This is a genomic window from Bartonella sp. MU37NMGALS (genome assembly GCF_042194015.1).
In the GTDB taxonomy this organism is placed as follows: Bacteria; Pseudomonadota; Alphaproteobacteria; order Rhizobiales; family Rhizobiaceae; genus Bartonella; species Bartonella grahamii.
Genome location: NZ_JBHIML010000006.1, coordinates 58,646 through 83,662, shown reverse-complemented (window position 1 = coordinate 83,662; position 25,017 = coordinate 58,646). Strand labels below are relative to the sequence as shown.

General features: G+C 36.5%; 15 protein-coding genes and 1 pseudogene. 10 read left to right on the top strand and 6 right to left on the bottom strand.

Annotation, left to right across the window (positions count from 1 at the left end; all coding sequences use genetic code 11):
- Nucleotides 1-198 precede the first annotated feature (198 nt).
- The 3 genes from ACFIJP_RS05055 to ACFIJP_RS05045 all read left to right on the top strand — a co-directional run bounded on the left by ACFIJP_RS05055 (nt 199) and on the right by ACFIJP_RS05045 (nt 6,459).
- Entirely contained in the window at nt 199-600 is a 402-nt protein-coding gene (locus tag ACFIJP_RS05055; protein WP_375626003.1) for a hypothetical protein, read from the top strand.
- A gap of 1,511 nt (nt 601-2,111) precedes the next feature.
- Nucleotides 2,112-4,865, top strand: coding sequence for an autotransporter outer membrane beta-barrel domain-containing protein (locus ACFIJP_RS05050; RefSeq protein ID WP_375626001.1), 2,754 nt, complete (start codon nt 2,112-2,114; stop codon nt 4,863-4,865).
- A gap of 805 nt (nt 4,866-5,670) precedes the next feature.
- A complete protein-coding gene (locus tag ACFIJP_RS05045) occupies nt 5,671-6,459 on the top strand; it encodes an ATP12 family chaperone protein (protein WP_375625999.1) in 789 nt (262 codons plus the stop codon).
- Between the two features lie 34 nt (nt 6,460-6,493).
- Here ACFIJP_RS05045 and ACFIJP_RS05040 read toward each other — a convergent pair whose 3' ends face one another.
- From ACFIJP_RS05040 to uvrA, 4 genes are all read right to left on the bottom strand, one after another.
- Nucleotides 6,494-7,039 (bottom strand): hypothetical protein, encoded by a 546-nt coding sequence (locus ACFIJP_RS05040; protein ID WP_375625998.1) that lies wholly within the window; start codon nt 7,037-7,039, stop codon nt 6,494-6,496.
- Between the two features lie 155 nt (nt 7,040-7,194).
- Nucleotides 7,195-8,604 carry a type I glutamate--ammonia ligase gene (gene glnA / locus ACFIJP_RS05035; RefSeq protein ID WP_273791493.1) on the bottom strand — a complete coding sequence of 470 codons (1,410 nt, stop codon included), beginning with the start codon at nt 8,602-8,604 and terminating at the stop codon, nt 7,195-7,197.
- 59 nt (nt 8,605-8,663) lie between these two features.
- Complete coding sequence (locus ACFIJP_RS05030) at nt 8,664-9,002, bottom strand: P-II family nitrogen regulator (protein ID WP_273754282.1); 339 nt, start codon at nt 9,000-9,002, stop codon at nt 8,664-8,666.
- Between the two features lie 1,065 nt (nt 9,003-10,067).
- Nucleotides 10,068-12,983, bottom strand: a complete 2,916-nt coding sequence (uvrA, locus tag ACFIJP_RS05025) for an excinuclease ABC subunit UvrA (RefSeq protein WP_375625995.1) — start codon at nt 12,981-12,983, stop codon at nt 10,068-10,070.
- A gap of 333 nt (nt 12,984-13,316) precedes the next feature.
- Between uvrA and ssb the strand changes: the two genes are divergently transcribed.
- The 5 genes and pseudogenes from ssb (at nt 13,317) to ACFIJP_RS05000 (ending at nt 18,493) form a co-directional block, all read left to right on the top strand.
- Nucleotides 13,317-13,823, top strand: a complete 507-nt coding sequence (gene ssb / locus ACFIJP_RS05020) for a single-stranded DNA-binding protein (RefSeq protein WP_375625993.1) — start codon at nt 13,317-13,319, stop codon at nt 13,821-13,823.
- 228 nt (nt 13,824-14,051) lie between these two features.
- Entirely contained in the window at nt 14,052-16,835 is a 2,784-nt protein-coding gene (gene gyrA, locus ACFIJP_RS05015) for a DNA gyrase subunit A (RefSeq protein WP_375625991.1), read from the top strand.
- Between the two features lie 24 nt (nt 16,836-16,859).
- A pseudogene (gene coaD / locus ACFIJP_RS05010) lies at nt 16,860-17,379 on the top strand (pantetheine-phosphate adenylyltransferase).
- Nucleotides 17,369-17,962, top strand: coding sequence for a peptidylprolyl isomerase (locus ACFIJP_RS05005; protein ID WP_375625989.1), 594 nt, complete (start codon nt 17,369-17,371; stop codon nt 17,960-17,962). Before coaD ends, ACFIJP_RS05005 begins: the two are co-directional and overlap by 11 nt.
- A gap of 18 nt (nt 17,963-17,980) precedes the next feature.
- Entirely contained in the window at nt 17,981-18,493 is a 513-nt protein-coding gene (locus tag ACFIJP_RS05000; protein ID WP_273788293.1) for a peptidylprolyl isomerase, read from the top strand.
- Nucleotides 18,494-18,798: 305 nt separating this feature from the next.
- Here ACFIJP_RS05000 and ACFIJP_RS04995 read toward each other — a convergent pair whose 3' ends face one another.
- Complete coding sequence (locus ACFIJP_RS04995; protein ID WP_375625988.1) at nt 18,799-18,936, bottom strand: hypothetical protein; 138 nt, start codon at nt 18,934-18,936, stop codon at nt 18,799-18,801.
- Nucleotides 18,937-19,904: 968 nt separating this feature from the next.
- Between ACFIJP_RS04995 and tgt the strand changes: the two genes are divergently transcribed.
- On the top strand, nt 19,905-21,023 hold the full coding sequence (gene tgt, locus ACFIJP_RS04990; RefSeq protein WP_375625986.1) for a tRNA guanosine(34) transglycosylase Tgt: 1,119 nt from the start codon (nt 19,905-19,907) through the stop codon (nt 21,021-21,023).
- Between the two features lie 1,275 nt (nt 21,024-22,298).
- Entirely contained in the window at nt 22,299-23,498 is a 1,200-nt protein-coding gene (locus ACFIJP_RS04985; protein WP_375625984.1) for an MFS transporter, read from the top strand.
- A gap of 42 nt (nt 23,499-23,540) precedes the next feature.
- On the opposite strand, the gene ACFIJP_RS04980 is transcribed toward ACFIJP_RS04985, so the two are convergent.
- A complete protein-coding gene (locus ACFIJP_RS04980) occupies nt 23,541-24,968 on the bottom strand; it encodes an MFS transporter (RefSeq protein ID WP_375625982.1) in 1,428 nt (475 codons plus the stop codon).
- Nucleotides 24,969-25,017: the final 49 nt, after the last annotated feature.

Sequence of the window (25,017 nt, the reverse complement as noted above, 5' to 3'; positions counted from 1 at the left end):
TAATTATAAGCATGCCGTTGATAGAATATGATTTTAGTAATAATTTTACCGTATTTTTGATATAAAAATAATGTTATAATCTTCGGGAAGATAAAAATAATAAAGGTTGATAATGTCCATCATTGTTTTGAAAGTAAAAAACAGCATGTAAAATAATTTATAGATTGTTTCGTGCCAAAATTACTCAAGGATAGGAAAATGAAGCATATTTTAAAATTATTAAGCGGGATAACCTTATTTGTTATGGCTGGATGTTACGAAGAACAGCCTTCTCGAACGGCTGTAGATGCATGGGAAAAGCCCGGCGCAGATCAGCTTGAGATCAAAAAAGCTCTGTTGGAATGCGGAGTGCAGCATTTGGATGGTCGGCTTGATACAGAAACAAGTATGGATGAGAAATTCAATGCTGAGGAGGCAGAGAATGCATGTATGATCCAAGCAGGTTTCCGAGATAAATTGGGAAGGGTGAAGTGGTGTGAGAAATATGAAAATCTTCCAATTTGTCAGCCTGATGCAGTTATTCCTCAGCGAAGTGTAGAGAGGCGTTTGAATAGTCCTCATTGTAAAGAGCATAAAGAACAACCTGAATGTCAACCTTAGGTATTGATGTTTCTGTAATCAATAATCCTCATATTCTTTTTCTCGCATGGGGGGAGGGGTTTCTTTTTTTTATGTACTAGCCATCTTGTATGCGAGAAAATACTAGCAAGTTTTTCAGCCTTTCTATCGTAAATATTGAAGGGGGGAAATGAAAAATATTGAAATTATTGAGTGTTATAATTTTATTAAGCTCTGCTGGATGTGTTAGCAAATCTCCTCCAATCGATCTTGGCATTATGAGAAAAGCCCAATGTCAATGAATCTACGATCTCACAAGCACTGTTCAAATGTGGCAGGCAGCCAATCTACGCTTTTCCTGAAAATATGGATTCGTGTGCAAGTGAGTTTGCAGCAATTTATGAATGCATGACTAAAGCAGGTTATCGATACAAACCACAAGATTCAAAGAGAATCTACTTTTATCAGTATCGCGAAGTGATTCATTTTTAGCAAATTTAATGGTAGTAAGGTATCAGCAGGTTATAGATAATGATATTTTTGGTGTACCAATTAGACGAAAAAGATGTTACGTCTTGATGAATGATAAAAAACGCTAGTAAATAAAAAAAGCTTTGCACAAGTGATCATCAACAGTAGAATACTCATTTTAAAGCAATAATTGAATGAAAATATTAAACGGGAGAAGAGAAAAATACGGCTCTTTTGTCTCCAATATAGTTATATTCATCAGCTACGAGATTAGCAATAGTGTTGTTGTCAGATGATGATAGTGGAGGATAGTGGGTTGTTGTTTAGAGAAATTTATTCAATATAAAGAATGTCAAATAATAGCTTTGCTAAAATATCTGCTTTAATGATAATAAACAGATAGCTTTCATAAAACTGATTTTGATGAAATTTTATTTTGGTGTTTTTTAATTTTAAGATGGTGAGTGTTTTACTGTATTTTAGATTTTATCAAAAGATCTAAAGTATTATGCAAGTAATTTTGATATAAAGATCTTTTCATTTTATGATAATTTTTTTGTTAGATATTAGCATTTTTAATACAGAAATTGTGTACATTAGGTTATAAATTAGTGTGCGATTTTTTGTTTTTTTATTGTAGTTAAAGAAATGATGCTGTTATAGCTTTCATATATTATATCTCATTATATCGTATTTTTATTAAAACGGTTGGATTGTTTAAATCTTAAAAATTGTTATCATTTTGTTGTATTTTTATTTTTCGGTGGTGAGATAAATTGAATATTATATCTCTTCAAAATTCACATTTTTCGCGTTTTTTGAGATTAGTTTTTTGGCATTTTGTATCGCAGTTTTTAGCGGTTTTTGAGATGCACTCTTTAAAGAGATTGTCATCATAAATGGTGTTTTTAAACTTTTTGTTCTTTCTTTACATAAAAGACAGAACGTATTATTTGTATGCTATAATTTATCATAAAAAATAAAAAACATCAATTTATTTCATTCTTATTGTGTTTAATTTGTGGTTTGTTTTTTTGCCAGCATTTTTTGTTTTGTTGAAAAAAAGAGAGTTTTGAAAAACAATGATAACCAAGGTATCTAAAAATCACTTGTATTCGTGTGTTTTTACAGCAGCTATTTTTTCTTTTTTATTAAATATAAATATTGAGGCGTATTCTCATTCATATACATCGCTGTCATGTGACGAAAACAAATTGCCTTATAAATGCAGTGATGGTGTAAAGCATACAATTAGTGATAAAGTATATAAGTTCACGGTACCTGTTAAAGAAAAGAATGGGGAGGGTAGTTCTCTCATATTGCCTGCTGCTATAGTAGTGCAGGAGCCAAATACAGTTATTCAGGCAATGCGTGTAGAGGTTGAAGCTACTGGGGGTATAGAAGATATTTATGGTGTTTCTGTATCACAAGGGGGAAGAATTGTTTTGAGTGATTCAGCTTTTAAAAATGTGTCAATAGGTCTTAAAGCTGATAGTGGAATGATTGAGGTTAATCGTGGAACAATTGAGGCTTCTCAGTTTGCAGCTTATGCAGAGAAGCGAGGAGCATCTGTTACGTTAACGAATACAAAAATTAAAGTGGAAGGTTTGGGTATCGGTCAAGAGAGTGCTCTTTTCGTTAGGGCTGATGCGGGTATTCAGATGAAAAGTGGTTTTATTGATGTGAATGATGCTGCTGCGCTTTATGTGGGGAGAGGGGGGAGTGCGACTTTAGATGGTGTTACCATTACTTCAAAATATCAAAAAACAGAAGACAATGAAAATACAAATGAAAAGATTGCACATACAGTTTTCAATGTAAAACATCAGGGCTCTGTTTATTTAAAAAATACTAATATTATTTCTACGGATGTTCATGTTTTAACAGTTGGACAAGATTTTCACACACCCTCCAATAACGGCAGAGAAGGGAATATTTTAATTTCGCGGGTTAACATTGAAGATTCAACTATTAAAGCAATAGGTAACAAACATGGTATGTATTTTGAGATGGATGAGGCGAATGATGCGTATGAACAGGGACTTGTCTTTTTGAAAAGGACGATTTTTGAGATTCCAGATGGAATAGCTATTCATAGTAATAACAGTCGTAGTTATATTGCAGTAACAGAAGGTACAAAAATTTTTGGTGACTTATTATTAACAGCTGAAAAGGGAGGGACTATAGCGATTTTGGCGGATTCTTCTTCGTTGATAGGAGGGACACGTGTTGCTGATGATTCTATTGCTGAGCTTTATTTGACGGGGGGATCAAAATGGTTTTTGACAAAAAGAAGAGAGATAGATTCGCAAGTTGCAAACCGCACAAGTTCATTTATTTCATTTGTAAAAATTTCTAATAGCTTTATTGCTTTTGAAACTCCAATGTTTCAGGAGTATCAGACACTTTATATTGGAGAGGGAGAGAAAGAAGTTTATAGTGCGCAAGAAAGTGCTGATATTTATCTCAATACACATTTCAGTAGTGATGGTTTGCTCGATAATAAAAAGACTGATCGGCTTTTGATACATGGTGATGTTTCTGGAAAAACGACAGTTTATGTGCAATTTGTTGCAGGAAATCAGGGTGAGATAGCAACCGGTGAAAATGCTCATAGTATTTCACTTATTCAGGTTTCTGGAAAAGCGGCAGAAGATTCTTTTCAGTTAAATCGTGCTTATATTGCATTAGAGGGGTTGCCTTACCAATATTATCTTCATGCTTATGGTCCAGATTCTACCCTTGGAAATGCACAAATTTCTCAAAGATTGGTTGAAGGAAATGGAGATTTTTGGGATTTTCGCCTTGAAAGTAAGTATATTCAGCCTTATTTGGGAAGGTCTGTTATCCCTCATTCTGAGTTAAAGGTCAGAGAGGTTGTTCCACAAGTTCCAACCTATCTTTTGTTACCAAATGCTTTGTTTCATATTGGACTCATGGATATCAGTAATCAACAAAAGGAATTGCAAGTTACACAGTCTATTCCTCGTAAATTATTAAAATTTGAAGGTAATTTTGCTTTATCTGTCTACGGTTATGGTGGGAGTTATCGTTATTTCTCAGATCTTTCTACACTTAAATATGGGTACGATGGTCATGTTGATTATAACGCTATAAAAACAAAGATTTTGCTCAAAACAATAGAGAGCGCATATAGTACAACATCTTTTGGGATTATGGGAAACTATGGAAAGCTTTCCTTACAACCTCGTAACGTGGAACAGAGCCAAAAGAGTACGTTTAATAAATGGTCATTTACGACATACAGTAGTGTGAAACACAACACTGGTTTTTATCTACATGGTTTTTTATCTTATGGTCTGTTTAAAGGGGATGTGCTTACCCATGCTTGGGGTAAGACGGCGACATTAAAAGCAAATCCTTTGAACGTTTCGTTTTCTGCTGGTAAAGTGTTTATGACAGGATATGAAGATCTTATTTTTGATCCGCAACTCCAGCTTATTTATCAACATCTTCGATTTGATAAGTTTCGTGATATTGATGGATTTGATGTTGAGATGAAAAAAATAGGTCAATGGTTGGTGCGTATTGGTGGGCGTTTAAATAAAACATTTTCAGCATCTGAAAAGGATCGTATCATTTGTTTTTATGGTAATATTCATTTTTCAAATCGTTTTGGTAAAAAACAATTTGTTCATTTTAAAGATGTTTTCCAGTTGGGTTCTTTTGGTTCTTCTTTAGAAATAGGTTTGGGTATTAATGCGCAGTTTTCTTCTAAAGTTATACTTCACAGTGATCTTAGCTATCAGCATAGGTTAACCAAGGCTGGTTTTTCTGGAGTTCATTTTTCTGGTGGTTTGCGCTATCATTTTTAATAAATCGTTTTAAAAATAATAAATGTGATTTTTAAAGTTTTGTTTTATTGTCGAGATTAAACCCATTGATGGTGCAGAATTTTAATTGCTTCTTTTAATAATGGCATCATGTGTTTTAATAGGTATGAAAGGATCACGTTGATTTATTTTTTATCTGGTTGATAGGGGGCTTAAATGCTTCAAAAAAATTGACAATGAAACTGTAAATCTATTTGTGTTATTTTGGCTATAAATATTGGGGATGTATTCGTTATCAGCTTTTTAAAATAGCAGCATTGTTTATCCTATTATGCTGTAAAGTACTGTCATTTGAGGTTGCTGATATCAATCATGAAAGGCAGGAAAATATTGGCTGCTGATTAAGAGCTTTTGTTGTTAAGGAAAGGAGGAGATTTGTAAAATATACAGCTCTATCATTTCGTGGATGATGCGCATTTTTATGCTTTGAAAGTTTATAAAAAGCGTTTTTGAAGCTGTTCGTATTAATCGCATTATTATAGGTGGATAATAAGCAAAATGATAAAGCGTGATCACCTTTATTATCATATTCAATGTATTAAACTTTTTAATTAAGATTATACTTTAAAAAAATTATTCTATATTCATGACTTTAATTGAATATATGAAAAGATATTATCATTGTCTTGTTTGTAAAAGAAACATGAAATATAACTCTTTAATTAGATTGGGATTGGCAAGATCTTTTTCTTATTTGAGGCATGGGAAGATCGGATTAAATCTTATTAAAGTGTATAAAACTTGGATAAAACAGTTGCTTTCTTGAAAAGATCAGAGGTAAACAAATATGCGTGAAATTTTGGATCATTTTGATATGCCATTGAATAAGAATAGAAAAAGTTCTGTTCAAAAGATTCAAAATCTTTCATGCCCATCACACCCAAAACGGTTTTATAAGCAAGTGAAGATTGCTTGTGGGGAGGTCGGCTTTACGATTTTGTTGGACGAACGTCCCGTTAAAACGCCCGCAAGGCGTCATTTTCATGTGCCAACAGAAGTGTTTGCTGAATACGTTGCTCAGGAATTTGAGAACCAAAAGCACGTTGTTGATCCTGCAAAAATGCCGATGACGCGTTTGGTTAATACTGTTATTGATGGTATCGCTGATGATATGCAGGTTGTTTTTGAAGATTTATTGCGTTTCGTTGCGTGTGATATGATCTTTTATCGTGCACAGACACCTAAAGAGTTGGTGCAAAAACAATCTGAACAATGGGATCCTTTATTAGATTGGGCAGAAAAAAAACTGGGTGCAAGGTTTTATTTGACAGAAGGGCTGATACATGTGGAACAATCATCAGAAGCACTTCAAGCTGTGAGTCATTATTTACGTAGCGTTGAGTCTTCTTATATGCTTGCCGCACTTCATATGATGACAACCTTAACGGGATCTGCTCTCATTGCTCTTGCTGTTGCTGCGGGAAATATTGATGCTGATCATGCTTGGTCTATTGCCCATTTAGATGAAGATTGGATGATGGAACAATGGGGAATAGATAAAGAAACAATGGCACGCCGTGCTCATAAAAAAGTTGAATTTAAGGCTGCTGCTACAATTGTTACAACTTGTTTATAGGGGTAAATCTTTTATTTACGTGCGTTCTTTTCACTCAGAGTATTTTTGTGACTTTTTGGGGATTGATTTTTACTTTTTCAAGTCCAGGAAATAGTTCATTGGTTATGTTTAAGAGCGTTTCGTCATTCCTACGGATAAAATACCATTGGTTATCGTGAAGTAGGGCAATAATTTCAGTTTGAATAGAGCATTTTTTTCCAGCATTTGTTGTGGTTACAAGCTCCACGGGTATAACAAAATAAGGGGTGCCATTATCAAGTGTACCTTCACGTTTTTGTTTTTGGTCAATGTTGATCGTTTCAATCTTGTAACTTTCTGCCAACCGTTCTATTTGGCTTTTCATGATTTGTCGAAATTGTGATTGACTAAGATTTTTTTTAGCGGTTAAGCGGTTGATGATTTGGGGAGGAATAGCATTTAAGATGACATTTGCATCGGCATTTTTAAGTGCTTTACTATAAGCGGATGCCGCTTTTTCAAGAGCTATGAGTTTTTGATTGGTTATCGTATGTGCTTGAGTTGTTGATGTGATAAAGACAATGCATAAAAGAAAGGGAACGAGAAAACAAATTCGCGGCATTAGAGACCTTGTTAGTTCATTTGAAGAGATTCAACACGTTATAAAGGAAAAGCGGATGAGCAAAAAGCCTCTTGCGCTTTTGCATGAGAAGAATATCCACAAAAATGGAGGCTTTTGCCTCCATTTTAAAAATCAGAAGAATGCGTATTGATTGTTTAAACAGAATAGTACATATCAAATTCAACAGGATGAGGTGTTGTTTCGTAGCGCAAGACTTCTTGCATCTTTACTTGAATGAAGGAATTAATCTGATCATCATCAAAAACGTCGCCAGCTTTAAGAAAGCCACGATCTTTGTCAAGTGCTTCAAGCGCTTCACGCAGACTTCCTGAAACAGTAGGGATTTCTTTGAGTTCTTTTAAGGGAAGATCATAAAGATCTTTATCCATAGCATGTCCGGGATGAATTTTGTTTTTGATGCCATCAAGACCAGCCATTAAAAGGGCTGCAAATGCCAAATAGGGATTTGCTGTTGGGTCTGGAAAACGAACTTCTACGCGTTTTGAATTTGGTGAGGAGCTCATTGGAATACGGCAAGATGCAGAACGATTACGTGCTGAATAGGCAAGAAGAACAGGAGCTTCATAACCAGGAACCAAACGTTTATAGGAGTTTGTGGATGGGTTTGTAAAAGCATTGATTGCTTTTGCGTGCTTAATAACACCACCGATAAAAAATAAACAGGTTTCTGATAGTCCGGCATATTCATTTCCTGCAAAAATGGGTTTGCCATCTTTCCAAATGGAGATGTGGACATGCATTCCAGAGCCGTTATCACCAAAAACTGGTTTTGGCATGAAGGTTGCTGTTTTCCCATAACTGTTTGCTATTTGATGTACAACATATTTAAAAATTTGCATCTTGTCAGCTTCGCGAACGAGTGTATCAAAACGAATACCCAATTCATGTTGGCCTGCTGCTACTTCGTGATGGTGTTTTTCGACCTGTACGCCCATATCCTTGAGTGCTGTGAGCATTTCAGAACGCATATCTTGGCAGGAATCAATCGGCGGAACAGGAAGGTATCCTCCCTTTATTCGTGGGCGATGCCCTAGATTGCCTGTTTCATATTCCGTGTCATCATTGGAGGGAAGTTCACTTGAATCGAGTTTAAACCCTGTGTTGTAAGGATCCGTTTTATAGCGCACATCATCAAAGATAAAAAACTCTGCTTCTGGACCTACATTAATTGTATCTCCAATGCCTAAAGATTTCATATAAACCTCAGCCCTTTTGGCGATAGAACGAGGATCTCTACGATAAAACTCACCAGAGACAGGATCAAGTACATCACAAAATATTACCAAAGTAGATTGAGCAAAAAAAGGATCAATATGTGCTGTTTCTGGATCTGGCATTAAAACCATGTCAGATTCATTAATTGTTTTCCAACCAGCAATTGAAGAACCATCAAACATGACACCATCACTAAAAGTATCCTCGCTGATCTCTGCGATATCCATTGTAATGTGATGCAATTTTCCTCGTGGATCAGTAAAACGTAAATCAACAAAACGGATTTCATTGTCTGTAATCTGTTTGATAATATCTGATGCGGTTGTCATATTCAATTTCCTTAATATGGCGTTGAGGTGGATAAAAAAGTGAATTTTCTCATTATTTATTAAAGGGCATCGATACCAGTTTCGTCGGTGCCTATACGAATGGCATCATCAATGGAAAAGACAAATATCTTTCCATCTCCTATATGTTTGGTTTGAGCTGCTTTACGTATTGCATCAACAGTTTGTTCTAGTTTTTCATCGGACACAACAATTTCAATCTTTACTTTAGGTAGAAAGTCAACAACATATTTCGTGCCACGATAAAGTTCTGTATGCTCCCTTTGATGGCCAAAACCTTTCGCCTCTGTTACTGTAATACCATGTAATCCAATTTTTTGAAGCGCTTCTTTCACTTCATCAAGTTTGAAAGGTTTTATAATGGCTTCAATTTTTTTCATGCTGAAATTATCTCCAACGTTATTTTGTCTTTTTAGACTGCATCACATTATATTGACAACTGTAAGATGTCCAACAGATACTTTGTGCACAAAAAGTCGAAAATAATGACACTCTATGCTCTTTTAGGAGAGTTTCTTTTGTAGAATAAAGTCAAATACTGTTTTTTGGGAAGAAATCTTACAATTTTTGTACAAGAATTAAAATAATATAATAAAAGAGTTTTGTTTTTTTTGTTAGATAATACGTTGATTTATAAGGATAATTAGACGTTTTCTATACGGAATGAGAAACTCTAATAGCGTAAGATTTTCTCATTTTAGATCTTTTTATCGTCAATCAATCAAAACGATACCTTTGTATATCATGAATAGTAAGAGTGTGTGGATAAAAACATTTGAAAAAATAACATGCTTTTTATGAAAGCTTTCGATAACTAAAGGTTTTGCAATATTAGGGAGTAGGGGGAGACAAATATTGGAAAAGAGTGTGATGATGCCGATCATGCTCCTTCATAAACGTAAAGATGGTTGTGTACAATAGTGGATTTATCATTATAGCATTAGGTACCGTCGTGAAATGGGCTTGAGAGCGTTGAGAAATATTTCTTTAAAACAGATGTGTGATTTGGCAACGCAAATATATTTTGTTTGGGGCGTTTTGTCTCTTCGTGAGGAATGTGATTCCATTAAGGAACGCGATAAACAAAAGCGTGAAGCAATGGGCAATCTTCATTATAAGATACTGCTGCGGATACCTTTGAAAATCGTAAAGATAAATTAAAAGAAGATGTAAAGATAGGAACTTATTTATATCCTAAAACTTCGTATTCTTTCCAAATTGGGCTGTTTGGTCGTTTCAGATATAAACAAAACAGAGAATAAATACGCAATTATGCGTGCGTTCCTATGGGCAATACGAAAATTGAAACAGCTTATAAAGCGCTAAATTGTTTCAGCCTTTGCTTTAAACATGTTGCACCACTGGAATTAGGTGTTGGTGTTTACAAGGTAACAATAGAAGTACAGGCTTTGTTCGTATGATTTATTTTACAATGGAAACCGTTTTTAAGAATTGGAATTATAGAGAGAGGGGCGCAGTAAAACATCTTTTAGAAATTTTCCTGTGTAGGAAGCGGGGACCTTAATGATGTCTTCAGGGCGTCCAATTGCAACGATTTCGCCACCACGATCTCCACCTTCGGGTCCTAAATCAATAATCCAGTCGGCTGTCTTTATAACATCGAGGTTATGTTCAATGACTATAACTGTGTTGCCTTGCTCGACTAGTTCATGCAGCACTTCAAGAAGTTTGGAAATATCGTGAAAATGTAAACCTGTTGTCGGTTCATCCAAAATATAGAGTGTACGTCCCGTTGTTTTACGTGAAAGTTCTTTCGCAAGTTTCACACGTTGTGCTTCCCCACCAGAAAGTGTGGTTGCTTGCTGTCCTACTTTTATGTAACCTAATCCTACTTTAATGAGAGTTTCCATTTTATTATGAATAGCGGGAATAGCTTGGAAAAATTCCTCTGCTTTTTCAATTGTCATATCCAAAATATCGGCTATAGACTGTCCTTTGAATTTTATTTCTAGTGTTTCTCGATTATAGCGTTTTCCTTTACAGACATCGCAAGTAACATAGACATCAGGTAAAAAGTGCATTTCAATTTTTATGACTCCATCACCTTGACATGCTTCGCAACGTCCTCCTTTAACATTAAATGAAAAACGACCAGCTTTGTAACCACGGGCTTTTGATTCTGGAAGATCGGCAAACCACTCACGAATCGGTGTAAAAGCGCCTGTATAGGTTGCGGGATTAGAGCGTGGGGTGCGTCCAATGGGGGACTGGTTGATATCAATGACTTTATCAAGAAATTCTAATCCTTCAATTTTGTCATAGCTGGCAGGGCTGTGATGAGAGCCCATGATATGATGTGATGCTGCTTTGAAAAGTGTTTCAATAAGAAATGTTGATTTTCCTCCTCCAGAAACACCGGTTACACATGTAAAGGTTCCAAGAGGAATATTCGCATTGATATTTTTGAGGTTATTTCCTTTGGCACCGATGACTTTAAGTGTTTTCATTTTTGATATTTTACGTCGTTTGGCAGGTATTTTAACAGCCATTTTTCCTGAAAGGTATTGTCCTGTGAGAGAGGCTGAATTTTCTATAATTTCCTGTGGTGTCCCTTGCGCTATGATTTCTCCGCCATGAACGCCCGCGGCAGGGCCCATATCGACAACATGATCTGCTGTGAGAATAGCGTCTTCATCATGTTCAACGACAATAACTGTATTGCCAAGATTGCGTAAATGGCGCAGCATTTCCAAAAGGCGTTCATTATCGCGTTGGTGTAAACCGATAGATGGTTCATCTAAAATATAAAGAACGCCTGTAAGACCAGAACCAATTTGGGATGCTAACCGAATGCGTTGACTTTCTCCACCTGAAAGCGTTCCTGAAGTTCGAGACAAGGTAAGATATTCCAATCCTACATGATTTAAAAAAGCTAAACGTTCGCGAATTTCTTTTAAAATACGTATAGCGATATTACGTTGTTTTTCTGTGAGATATTGATGAATATTGGCAAACCAATCATCTGCCTTTAGAATAGAAAGATCTGATATTTGCCCAATATGCATTCCGTGGATTTTTACAGCAAGTGCCTCTGGTTTTAAACGATAACCATGACAAGCTGGGCAAGGCGAAGAAGACATATAACGTTCGATTTCTTCTCGAGACCAAGCAGAATCGGTTTCTTTCCAGCGTCTCTCCATATTGGGGATAATTCCTTCAAAAGGTTGGGTTGTTTTATGCGAACCAGAATTATTTTTATAGATAAAAGAGATTTCATCTTTTTTTGTACCGTAGAGAATTGCCTGTTGTGCTTCATTAGAGAGTTCACACCATTGATCTGTGAGTTTGAAACCGTAAGCTTTTCCTAATGCTTCTAAGGTTTGTCTGTAATAAAGTGAATCCGATTTAGCCCAAGGAGCAATGGCTCCATTCTTTAGGGTAAGATTTTTATTTGGCACAATTTTTAGTGGATCCATTGCCTTTTTTATACCTAATCCATCGCAGAGAGGGCAGGCCCCGAAAGGATTATTGAACGAAAAAAGGCGTGGTTCAATTTCAGGAATAGAAAAACCAGATATAGGGCAAGAAAACTTTTCTGAAAAAATGAGCCGTTTGTGTGTATCATTTTTTGATTTATGAGCAGATTCCTTTGTCGTTTCTTTTTGTGCCAAGGGCTGGTCTGCCATTTCAGCTATGGCAAGTCCATTTGCTAATTGTAAACAGGTTTCTATACTATCAGCCAAGCGAGAGGTGATATCTTTTTGTACAACAATGCGGTCTACCACGACATCGATGTCGTGTTTATATTTTTTATCAAGAGGTGGAATATCGGCGATTTCATAGAATTTTCCATCAACTTTAGCGCGTTGAAATCCTCTTTTTAAAAGTTCTGTTAGCTCTTTTTTATATTCGCCCTTTCGTCCTCGCACCAAGGGTGCCATAATAAAAATTCTTGTTCCTTCTGGTAAGGATATAATTTGATCCACCATTTGGCTTACTGTTTGGCTTTCAATAGGAAGTCCTGTCGCAGGAGAATGAGGAATACCAATACGTGCAAAGAGAAGACGCATGTAGTCGTGGATTTCAGTAACGGTACCTACCGTTGAACGAGGGTTGCGACTGGTTGTCTTTTGTTCAATGGAGATAGCTGGAGATAGACCGTCTATGCGGTCGACATCGGGTTTTTGCATGACTTCCAAAAATTGGCGTGCATAGGCTGAAAGGCTTTCGACATAGCGGCGTTGTCCTTCAGCGTAAATTGTATCAAAAGCTAAGGATGATTTTCCTGATCCAGAAAGTCCTGTTATAACAATGAGTTTGTCACGAGGCAGATCGAGATCAATATTTTTAAGGTTATGCTCACGTGCACCGCGAATGGAGATATATTTTTGATAAGTCATATTTTACCCTTGGCATATGTGACAAAAACTGAGCATCTAAAATGGAATAAAACTGTTTTTTTAGAATTACAATGTGTTTAACTGCTTTAATGCTAAAAGAAGGTATAAGTTTTATGAAAAGAGGAATACAAATGAGTAGCTTTTTATTCTCTCGTGGTGGAATAAACTATGCGTCTTTATCATCTTTTGTTATAATTACACGGATACAGTATTGGGAAGTGGTAGCAATATCCATATTGAAGGTCAATTGCAGACATGTAAATTGAAGGTCAAGATGGTTATAACTATTATAAAACAGAGTATTTTACGAATTAAAATTTTGGAGTTTATGCGATGGCTGGTAGCCTTAATAAAGTTATTTTGATTGGTAACCTTGGTGCGGATCCTGAAATCCGCCGTTTGAATTCTGGTGATCAAGTGGCAAATTTGCGTATTGCTACTTCAGAAAGTTGGCGTGATCGGAATACAAATGAGCGAAAAGAACGCACTGAGTGGCATAGTATTGTTATTTTTAATGAAAACCTTGTCAAAGTTGCAGAGCAATATTTAAAAAAAGGCAGCAAAATTTACATTGAGGGGCAGTTACAGACACGAAAATGGCAAGATCAAAATGGAAATGACCGTTATACAACAGAGGTTGTTTTGCAAAAGTACCGTGGTGAATTACAAATGCTTGATGGGCGGGGAACCGCGGGCGGGGAGCAAGGAGCAAGTCAAGGGGGGAGTTATAGTGGTGGCTTTGCCGATAGTAACTCAAATCAGAGAAATACGTTTGGTCAAAATAATAATCAATTGGGAGAAAGTTTTTCACACAAATTAGATGATGACGTACCTTTTTAAGAGTCTTTAATTGCAGTATCATGATTACTTTATGATTTGTTTGTTTCAGATTTTTGAAGTTTAGCGAAGTGGAAATTGTTGATTATTATTGGTAATTTTAATATAAATTAATAACATATTGAAAAATATTGTTAAATTTCTTTTTTGTCATGGGGGAGAAATTAGCATTTTGGTGTATTTTTCGATATAAATAAAGTGAAATGATTCTTTTTTGAAAGTTTTAAAATTGTGACCGATCTTACTCCACTTCCAGAACGTGATGTGCTAACCGGTATTGAACCAATCAGTATTATTGATGAAATGCAACGCTCCTATCTCGATTATGCGATGAGCGTGATTGTTTCACGTGCACTCCCCGATGTCCGTGATGGTCTTAAGCCTGTTCATCGACGTATCCTTCATGCTATGAATGAGATGGGGCTTTCTTTCAATAAGTCATATCGTAAATCTGCTGGTGTTGTTGGTGAGGTTATGGGGAAATTCCATCCCCATGGTGATGCTTCAATTTATGATGCTTTAGTGCGTATGGCGCAGGACTTTTCTTTAAGAAATCCATTGATTGATGGTCAGGGAAATTTTGGTTCCGTTGATGGTGATCCACCCGCGGCTATGCGCTATACTGAGTGTCGTTTAGAAAAAGTTTCAGAAGAACTTTTAGCTGATATTGATAAAGATACTGTTGATTTTCAGGATAATTACGATGGGCGTGAGCGTGAACCGGTTGTCTTACCAGCGCGTTTTCCCAATCTTTTGGTTAATGGGTCAGGGGGGATTGCTGTGGGAATGGCAACCAATATTCCTCCCCATAATCTTGGTGAAGTCGTTGATGGTTGTATCGCTTTGATTGATAATCCCGATATCACACTCGATAAAATAATTGAAATTATTCCTGGTCCGGATTTTCCTACAGGGGGCATTATCCTCGGACATTCTGGTGTTCGTGCAGCTTATGAAACAGGACGTGGCTCAATCATTATGCGTGCTAAAGTTGAGATCGAAGAAATTCGCAATGGTCGACAAGCAATTATTGTGAATGAGATCCCTTATCAAGTTAATAAGGCAACGATGATTGAGAAAATGGCCGAATTGGTGCGCGATAAACGCATTGAGGGAATCTCTGATTTGCGTGACGAATCTGATCGTGATGGATATCGGGTTGTTATTGAGCTGAAGAAAGATGTCGTTGCGGAAGTTGTTTTAAACCAATTATATCGGTATACGCCGCTACAAACTTCCTTTGGTTGTAATATGGTTGCTTTGAATGGGGGAAAACCCGAACAGATGACGTTGCTTGATATGCTTCGTGCATTTGTTTCTTTTCGGGAAGAAGTTGTCAGTCGGCGAACAAAATATCTTTTGCGTAAAGCGCGTGAGCGAGCACATGTTTTGGTTGGTCTTGCCCTTGCTGTTGCCAATATTGATGAAATTATCGCACTTATTCGCAAAGCTCCTGATCCGCAGACAGCACGTGCACAGTTAATGGAGCGACGCTGGCCAGCAATGGATGTCGCACCTTTGATTAAACTTATTGATGATCCTCGTCATATTATTCATGAGGATGGTACTTATAATCTCTCTGAAGAACAGGCGCGTGCTATTTTAGAATTGCGTTTGCAACGATTGACAGCCCTTGGGCGTGATGAAATCGCTGATGAATTGAATAAAATTGGCGTGGATATCGCTGACTATCTTGATATCTTGGCATCACGCATACGCATTATGTGTATTGTTAAGGATGAGTTGAGCGCTCTTCGTGAGGAATTTGCAACGCCGCGACGTACCGTATTTGGTTTTGGTAGCGCTGAGATGGAGAGTGAAGATCTGATTGCACCAGAGGATATGGTGGTAACGGTGAGCCATAGTGGCTATATTAAACGTGTGCCTCTTAATACCTATCGTGCACAGCGACGTGGTGGTAAGGGGCGTTCTGGTATGTCCACGAAGGATGAGGATTTTGTAACGCGATTGTTTGTTGCCAATACGCATACTCCGGTTCTTTTCTTTTCATCACGTGGAATTGTTTATAAGGAAAAAGTTTGGCGACTGCCGCTGGGGACACCCCAATCGCGTGGGCGGGCTTTGATCAATATGCTTCCTTTACAACCAGGTGAGCGTATTACAACGATTATGCCTTTGCCTGAAGATGAAGCGAGCTGGAGTGCATTGGATGTTATGTTTGCGACAACACGTGGAACTGTGCGTCGTAATAAATTATCAGATTTCGTTCAAGTTAATCGTAATGGTAAAATTGCAATGAAACTTGATGAAGAAGATGAAATTCTTTCTGTTGAAACCTGTACAGAACATGATGATGTTGTTCTAACAACAGCCAATGGACAATGTATCCGTTTTCCAGTTGTTGATGTTCGTGTCTTTGCTGGGCGTAATTCTGTGGGAGTTCGTGGTATCAATTTAGCTAAAGGCGATAAAGTCATTTCGATGACAATTTTAGAGCATGTCGAGGCGACGTCCATTGAGCGTTCTGCTTATATTAAACGTGTAATGAATGAACGGCGTGCTTCTGGTGCAGATGCTGATGTTGAAGATATTGTAACTCTTGATGAGGAAGATGGGGGTGCTGAAACAGAGTTAACAGATGAACGTTATGCAGAACTTCATGCACGTGAACAAATGCTTTTGACGGTGAGTGAGTTTGGTTATGGTAAACGCTCTTCATCCTATGAGTTCCGGATTTCCGGACGTGGCGGAAAAGGGATTCGTGCAACAGATCCATCTAAAACAGCTGAAATTGGTAAATTAGTAGCGGCTTTTCCGGTGAAGGCGCAAGATCAAATTATGTTGGTATCAGATGGGGGACAGCTTATTCGTGTTCCTGTTGAGGGAATTCGTACTGCTGGGCGCTCAACTAAGGGAGTCACAATTTTTAATACAGCCAAAGGTGAAAGGGTCGTATCGGTTGAACGTATTTCTGAACCTGAAGATGATACGAGTTCATTAGATGATGAAGGTGAGAAGCATTCTGATACAGTTGATATGAGCGAAGAAAAATAATTTTCAAGAGGATGAAGTAAAATCATGAAAATTGCTCTTTATGCAGGTTCTTTTGATCCTCTTACAAATGGTCATCTTGATGTTTTGAAAGGATGTTTTGTGTTAGCTGATAAGGTGGTCGTCGCTATAGGGATACAGGCTGACAAAAAAACACTCTTTAGCTTCGAAGAGCGTGTTGATTTCATTACGCAGGTAGGGAAAGATTTGTTTGGCGCGGATTCTAACCGATTGCAGGTTCTTTCATTTAGCAACCTTCTAATTGAGAAGGCGCGTGAAGTTGGTGCTTCATTTCTCATTCGTGGATTGCGTGATGGTACTGATCTTGATTATGAAATGCAAATGGCAGGGATGAATGGCGTTATGGCTCCTGAATTGCAAACTGTTTTTTTGCCGGCAAGCGTTTCTGGGCGTGCGATAACTTCTACATTGGTACGCCAAATTGCCTCCATGGGAGGTGATGTGACACCATTTGTACCGCCCAATATTGCACGAGCTTTGAGCTCGAAATTCCAATCTTTTAGGGGAGAATAATTGTGTCTCGTAGAATTTTTGCTGTTTTGATATGTGTGTTTTGTTTTTTTTCATTGTCCGCTGTCGCCGGTAATTCTAGCCCAGCAAGTGATGCAAGCCTTCTTGTTTTATCTCTCAAAGATGGTGATGTCATTATTCGTCTGCGTCCTGATTTGGCGCCAAAACATGTTGCGCAAATTAAAAGATTAACAGAGGAGGGGGCTTATAATAATGTTGTATTTCATCGTGTTATTCCTAATTTCATGGCACAAACTGGTGATGTAAAGTTTGGAAAAAAAGGCAGTAGAGATTTTGATTTGAAACGCGTTGGTATGGGTGGCTCAAATTATCCCAATATACCGGCAGAGTTTTCAAAGCAGCCGTTTAAGCGTGGTACTGTTGGGATGGCACGGTCACAAGATCCGGATTCCGCGAATTCTCAATTCTTCATTTGTTTTGATGATGCTGCTTTTTTAAATGGTCAGTATACGGTTGTTGGAGAGGTTATAAAGGGGATGGATATTGTTGATAAAATAAAAAAAGGTACGACAAGTAATAATGGATCTGTAAAAAATCCTGATGTTATTAATGCTGCTACTTTACAAGTTGAGAAATGAATCAAAGGAGCTTTCCATATGGCTGAGAATAAAAATCCAGAGAATACTTTAATTCTTGAAACAACAAAGGGCAGAGTTGTTATTGAGCTTTTGGCTGATTTAGCGCCAAAACATGTTGCACGTATTAAAGAATTGGTACGTGAAGGTGCTTATGATAATGTTATTTTCCATCGCGTTATTGATGGTTTTATGGCGCAAACTGGCGATGTCCAATTTGGAAAGAAGGATAGTGAAAAATTCAATTTATCCCGTGCGGGTATGGGGGGGGCAGAAAAACCAAATTTAACAGCAGAGTTTTCAAATCTTTCTCATAAGCGTGGTACAGTTTCTATGGCACGTAGTCAGAATCCAAATTCTGCTAATTCTCAGTTTTTTATTTGTTTTGCAGATGCTCCGTGGCTTGATCGTCAATATTCCATATGGGGACAGGTTGTTGAAGGTATGGAAAATGTTGATAAAATTAAACGTGGTGAACCTGTTGCAGATCCAGATTCAATTACCAAAGCCGTTATTGCTGCGGATGCAAAATAGTATAAATTATGCTGATTTCAATTGTCAGTTTCTAAGAAAAAATACTCTTTTCTGATCAATAAAGGCACACAAAACTCTTTTGTAGTATCACACTTACCTTTTATAATTTCGAGCTAAGAATTGTCCATATATTTCCTTCAATCGGATCTTCTTGAAGAATATAACGCAAAGGATTTGTACAAACACTTGTCAGAATAGGAAAACGCAAAGTCTGTTGTGTTATGGTTGTTGTTTGGAAAAGTATTTTATAAAAAATTCGGCATTTCTCTTCAATTCATTGTTGGTCTATTAATGGTTTTATGATGTTACTTTTCTGAGAGAGCGTGTGCTTTTGTTGCTGCTTGTAAATCAACATCCAATCCTAATGCAGCAGCACACATATTAATACGGATAAGAGCCTTACTAGCTGCTCCAGTTTTCCTAGCAAGGTGGAAAACCAGCATTTATGTATATCTCATTGGTGTCATCTTTAAAACAAGAAGACAGTTTAATCTTAGAAGAATGTGAAGGCGCAGAGGTGAAACAAATGGCTAGTCTTGCCATATTCTTTTTAATTCAGCTTTACTTTTTTAAAAAGTATCTAAAGCGATATCATTTAAATAATGAAGGTTATGCATAGCCTTACGCTTTTATTTTTCTCGTTTTTTAATAGAGGAACGCTCCAAACGGAATATACTTATGTTGCACATTTATGTATTTTTTTAAGAAGAATTTCTCAGTATATATCAACATTCACTTCCACGATGACATTCATGGTATGTATAGTTTTAAAGCTTGTGAAGGAGCAAACGGGTACCATCATACGCTTTTTCAGCCTCTAATGTTACGATAGAGCTTTTGGTATTTGAGAATCTTTACAAAAAGCATTTTTAGTTTTTTTAAGTGTTTTTACACGTTAATTTCTTTTGTGAATTATCTCAAGTGCCAAGAGCTATCTCAATATTGTAAGGGGATAAATGATTATGCTCATTTGCGCTTTTATTAAGCGTGGGGATTGCCGTGCTCAGCAGATGAAAAATTTTTATCTGTAAAAGTAAAGAATATTGTAAGCTGTACAATGCGTTCAGAATTTTCTTCTATGCGTACAAAGTTATTGCTTATGGAAGTATGTGAAGATGAGATTATTGTGATAATAATTTTGCAGTTCTATTAAGGCTTTAGTGCATTAATCGTAGGTATTTTGAGGTATGATATTATAAGGATTTTGCTATTTTTTTGGAGCTAGATTATCACTTTTATTATGGTGATTTCTTAACAAGAAATGTTCTTTTATCTCGTTTAATTTTTTATGCTGGTTACAATATTGAGCGAATCAAAAATTAATTCATAAAGCTTATGACAATGCTCGTAAGGGGATATCTTTTTTCTTTCTATAGAGATATGCATTGATGGAATCAAAAAGACGAGAGTTATGATAAAGACATTTCATTATAGAAAAATTGCTCAAGATGGGTATGCACGTCGAGGCGAAATTATAACGGGGCGAGGATGTGTTCGTACACCCGCATTTATGCCTGTTGGGACGGCAGGAACCGTTAAGGCTATGTATATGGATCAAATACGTGATCTTGGTGCAGATATCATTTTGGGGAATACTTATCATTTAATGTTACGTCCAGGAGCTGAACGTGTTGCGCGTTTGGGAGGATTACATGAATTTTCACGCTGGAGCGGACCTATTTTAACCGATTCTGGTGGCTTTCAGGTTATGTCATTGGCGGGAATCCGTAAAATTACTGAACAAGGTGTGATTTTTCGCTCTTACATTAATGGAGCTTACTATGAAATGAGTCCAGAGCGTTCTATCGAAATTCAAGAACTTCTTGGTGCGGATATCCAGATGCAGTTGGATCAATGTATTGCATTACCTGCAACTGAAAAAGAAATGGAAGAAGCTATGGAACTTTCATTGCGGTGGGCGCAGCGTTGTAAAACAGCTTTTGGAGATCAGCCAGATAAAGCATTGTTTGGGATTGTTCAAGGTGGTGATAATATGAAACTGCGTGAACGTTCTGCTCAAGCATTAAAAGAAATGGATTTAAAAGGTTACGCTATTGGAGGGCTTGCTGTTGGTGAGCCGCAGAGTGTTATGACAGCAGTATTGGATACTACTTGTCCGATTTTACCAGAGGATAAACCACGCTATCTTATGGGAGTAGGGACACCTGATGATATTTTACAAAGTGTTGCTCGTGGTGTTGATATGTTTGATTGTGTTATGCCGACGCGTGCAGGACGTCATGGTTTAGCTTTTACCCGCTTTGGTAGAATTAATTTGCGTAATGCGCGTTATGCAGAAGATCCACATCCTCTTGATCCGCAGTCACTTTGTCCAGCAGCACATGATTATAGTTGTGCTTATTTGCATCATTTGATCAAATCTGGTGAATCTCTTGGGGGTATGTTGTTGAGTTGGAATAATCTTTTTTATTATCAACAACTGATGCAGGGAATTCGTGATGCCATTGAAGAAGGCTGTTATGCTGATTTTTGCGCTGAAACGCGCGCTCTATGGGCACAAGGACGCTAAAATATTAATTGTAATATAGCGTTTCATTTTTTTATTGAATTTATTCTTGCACTTACAAATTTAGCTAAAAATATGAAATTAGAAAACACCTTCAAAAATTATAAATTCCACTATCCTAAGATATAGAAGTGCGGTTTTATAGGGCATATATTCTTTTTCTAATTACTATATAAAACAGAAACTGTTACTCCGGTACGCGCTACCTGATCCGGAGAAAAACAGTTTATTTCTGTTTCTGATGACTGTTTAAAGCAACAATGTTAATGAGGTGTTAGCGAACTCTTAAAGAAGTATGAAAATTGTATTTTTATGAGCTAATTTGTGTTTTTTATTACTAAAGGTAAAGAATGGGTTATATACAACCGAATAGATAAATCTTTAGAAAATTAAAATAAAACTAAAATAAGATTACAACATTTTAAATATTATAATTATATATTTTAAGTTTTTATTATTTTTATATCTTAATAATAAGTATTATTTATAAGATAATTATATATTTTAAGTCATAAAAAATTTAAATATTAATCACGATAATTAGCACATTTATAAAATATCGATAAATATATTGAGATAAAAATTATTATATTTGTTTTCTGCTCTGTTTATAGAATTTATCTGAAAATAAGCATAGTATATTTAATTGAATATTTTAATTTAAAGATAATGAGTTAGATATCTGATGCGATTCCTCTGTTAGAGGAGGGAGGGGTAAAGATGCCTAAAAGAGGATATTTAATAAATCTAGAAACCAAGCACTATTCTCATGAGAGTTTTTAAAAGATTCTATAATAATTTATAAGAATGGCGTAAAGTTGAAATTATAGCTTATCAATTTGGAGGATCTGCATTTAGATAACAAAAATAATGCAACAATAATTTTGGGAGAAGTTTTATCTTTGTATCAAGATAATGATGAGATGTGGTTCACTTGTTTGAAGTGCATTATTCGACAAATTTTAGAATTATTTATAGGGTATAGTATATCGTTGCAAAATAAAGGTTTCACTGTAAAATCGGAACTGATAAAAATAGGAGACAAAGTTTATTATCTGGCAGATCTGAGAAAAATAGGTGAATACGTCTATAACCTTGAGGGTTTCAAAGGTTTTTCATTAAAGAATCTTACCTGAAACTTCATAAAATGCTTTATATATCAAAATATTTCTAAAACTTCATTGGGGACTATTGGGTATGCGTATAACAATGTTTTGAATTTTTGTTTGTGTGTATTACAGATATCTACAGTTAAAACTCCTATCCAGAAGTGATGATATGAGGGATTCTTATAAACAAAAGGTTCTTGCATTGGAAATTGATTCGAGAATACGGCGTTTAATAATTTTAGCCCTTGCCGTGGGGAGTTTTGCTATTGGTACTGCAGAGTTTGTTGCAATGGGGCTACTGCCAGAGATGGCACGAAGTTCATATGTTGATATTCCTATCGCTGGTCAATATATTTCTGCTTATGCATTAGGAGTTGTGATTGGAGCACCTCTTTTAGCTGTTGCAACAGCTCAAGTGTCACGCAAAACTGTTTTGATAGGATTGATGCTTTCTTATGCCTTAGCAAATGTTACTAGTGCCTTTGTTTCTGATTTTAGCATATTAGTCGTATTACGCTTTCTTAGTGGACTTCCCCATGGAATCTATTTTGGACTTGCGGCTATGGTTGCCTCTTCAATGGTAGAAATGAAAGAACGTTCTAAAGCTGTTGGATATGTTATGCTTGGCTTAACAATTGCAACCGTTTTGGGAGCACCCAGTGCTACTTGGATTGGTCAACTTATTGGTTGGCAAATTGCTTTTGTCCTTGTGGGTATGATTGCTTTATTATGTTGTTTGCTTATTTGGAATTTTTTGCCTTGTGATTTAAGTTTTCCAAAAACGAATCCTTTGCACGAAATGGGTGCATTAAAGCAAAAGCAGGTATGGCTTCTTTTGTTAATGGTTTCGGTGGGAGCGTCAGGATTATTTTCTGTTTTCACTTATATCAAGTCAACATTAATGCATATTTCTGGTGTTTCACTTGAGTGGGTACCATTTATCATGCCGTTAGTTGGATTGGGAATGGTGGTAGGAAATCTCTTGGGGCCTAAGTTAGCTGTTAAAATTGGTATTTCGCCGATGATATTTTTTTCTATGCTTTGGAGCGTATTTGTTTTTTTTCTTTTTTTCTTTTTGTCCTATGCTCCGTTAACAGCGGCAATAGGATGCTTTTTTGCTGGGACTTCTTTTGCTGCTATGCCTTCTATACAAACAAAAATTATGGATGTTGCACTACAGGGACAGATTTTGGCAGGAGCATTAATGCAGTCTGCTTTTAATATTGCTAATGCTCTTGGTGCAGAATCTGGAGCATTGGTTTTAAAATTGGGCTATAGTTATGAATATACAGCTATTTTAGGAAGTGTTCTAACTTTGTGTGGACTAGTGATTTTTTGCGTCTCATGGTATATGGAAAAGCATGCTTAATACTTTTGATTTTTTTAATGAAGAAGGTATTTTTATGTTTATTTAATTATTGGAATGTCCTGTTGGACTTTTTAATATGCAGTAAGAAATGCGCAGCGCTAATGGAATAGCAAAACAAAATAAAAAACCAATGAGCACTATAAGAAGAGTTTTTGCTGCTAAGATCATTCCTATTGTTCCTCCAGGATTAAGGAGTCCGGCAAGATTGGTGATAACTCCGGCTAGAGTTGCACTCAATGCGGCTGAAAATAGTTGTACGGAGGTAAGGGATTCACTGGCACGTAGAGCATCTTCATCATTTGTACATTGTAAGATCCGTGTGAGCAAATGTGGCCATGCTATGCCTGCACTGATTCCAATAGAAAATAGTGCTAAGCAAATAATAAAAATATATTCAAGTGTGGAAACTTCTGTTGGGATGAGCCATAAAAGAATCGCTATACCTAACAGTTTAAATAGGGGCGAGTATATAATGATGTTGCGAATTTTTTTTGTGGAGACAGCAGCACTTGAGAGGGCTCCACACGTCCACCCTAGGCTCATAAGTGCTGCTATATAACCGGCTATAAGGGGAGCTTGTCCATGAAGTTCTTGAAGAAAAAGTGGTAAATAAAGTTCTATACTGTACACGACTGTTGTCATAACAAGTATTAATGCGTAAACGGGAAAAATTTCAGAAGAGAAAGAAAAGGATTTGCGCGGCAACATAGGATGAAAGCTATATGATTCGATTTTTCCTAGAACAAAGAGAAGACTAAGTCCGATAACTAATCCGCAAATTTTTGCCATTGTTGTGTCCATAGCTCCTCCGACAGAAATGATAAAAATCAATAAGGTGAGTATGAAAAGCTGAAGAAGAGGGAGGGGGGATGTTGGAACATAGTTTTCATTCTTTTTAGGTAAAATTTTACAGGCTATGAGTAAGAAGAATATAGCTAATGCGCCAATGATCCAAAAGGATGCTCTCCATAGGCCATAATATACAGAAATTCCTCCTATCGCTGGACCTAATAAGGTTGATATTCCCCACATTCCAGAGATAACACTTAATGCATGTGACCATAAAGAGGGGCTGAAAATAATACGTACCATGGAATAGGATAGAGATAACAAAGAACCACTTCCCAATCCTTGAATAAAGCGTCCTATTAAAAATAATGACATAGATGAAGAAATGCTGCACAGGAAAGTGCCTAAGGTAAATATAAGTCCAGAGATAACATAAGCGTTGCGAGGACCTAATTTTCCTAATATTTTTGTTGCAAGTGAAGTACCAAGGAGTGAAGCTGTAATAAAGACAGTTGCCACCCAAGAATAATATATCTCATTGCCAATATGATTCATAAGGGAGGGTAAAATAGTGATAACAATATAAACGTTGGTGGCATGTAACACAACACCACCTGTAAACGTTAAAAAGCAAAGACCATTTTTACCTAATAAAAGCGCGGACCAGCTTTGTTTTTTCACTGTTTTTTTGCTATTTAATAAAAATTTACCCTCTTTTTACTTATAAGGT

What these genes read in the sequence shown, in the direction of transcription:
- ACFIJP_RS05055 (WP_375626003.1), top strand. Translation starts at nt 199, where the DNA reads ATGAAGCATATTTTAAAATTATTAAGCGGGATAACCTTATTTGTTATG.
- ACFIJP_RS05050 (WP_375626001.1), top strand. Translation starts at nt 2,112, where the DNA reads ATGATAACCAAGGTATCTAAAAATCACTTGTATTCGTGTGTTTTTACA.
- ACFIJP_RS05045 (WP_375625999.1), top strand. Translation starts at nt 5,671, where the DNA reads ATGCGTGAAATTTTGGATCATTTTGATATGCCATTGAATAAGAATAGA.
- ACFIJP_RS05040 (WP_375625998.1), bottom strand. Translation starts at nt 7,039, where the DNA reads ATGCCGCGAATTTGTTTTCTCGTTCCCTTTCTTTTATGCATTGTCTTT.
- glnA (WP_273791493.1), bottom strand. Translation starts at nt 8,604, where the DNA reads ATGACAACCGCATCAGATATTATCAAACAGATTACAGACAATGAAATC.
- ACFIJP_RS05030 (WP_273754282.1), bottom strand. Translation starts at nt 9,002, where the DNA reads ATGAAAAAAATTGAAGCCATTATAAAACCTTTCAAACTTGATGAAGTG.
- uvrA (WP_375625995.1), bottom strand. Translation starts at nt 12,983, where the DNA reads ATGACTTATCAAAAATATATCTCCATTCGCGGTGCACGTGAGCATAAC.
- ssb (WP_375625993.1), top strand. Translation starts at nt 13,317, where the DNA reads ATGGCTGGTAGCCTTAATAAAGTTATTTTGATTGGTAACCTTGGTGCG.
- ACFIJP_RS05000 (WP_273788293.1), top strand. Translation starts at nt 17,981, where the DNA reads ATGGCTGAGAATAAAAATCCAGAGAATACTTTAATTCTTGAAACAACA.
- ACFIJP_RS04995 (WP_375625988.1), bottom strand. Translation starts at nt 18,936, where the DNA reads ATGCTGGTTTTCCACCTTGCTAGGAAAACTGGAGCAGCTAGTAAGGCT.
- tgt (WP_375625986.1), top strand. Translation starts at nt 19,905, where the DNA reads ATGATAAAGACATTTCATTATAGAAAAATTGCTCAAGATGGGTATGCA.
- ACFIJP_RS04985 (WP_375625984.1), top strand. Translation starts at nt 22,299, where the DNA reads ATGAGGGATTCTTATAAACAAAAGGTTCTTGCATTGGAAATTGATTCG.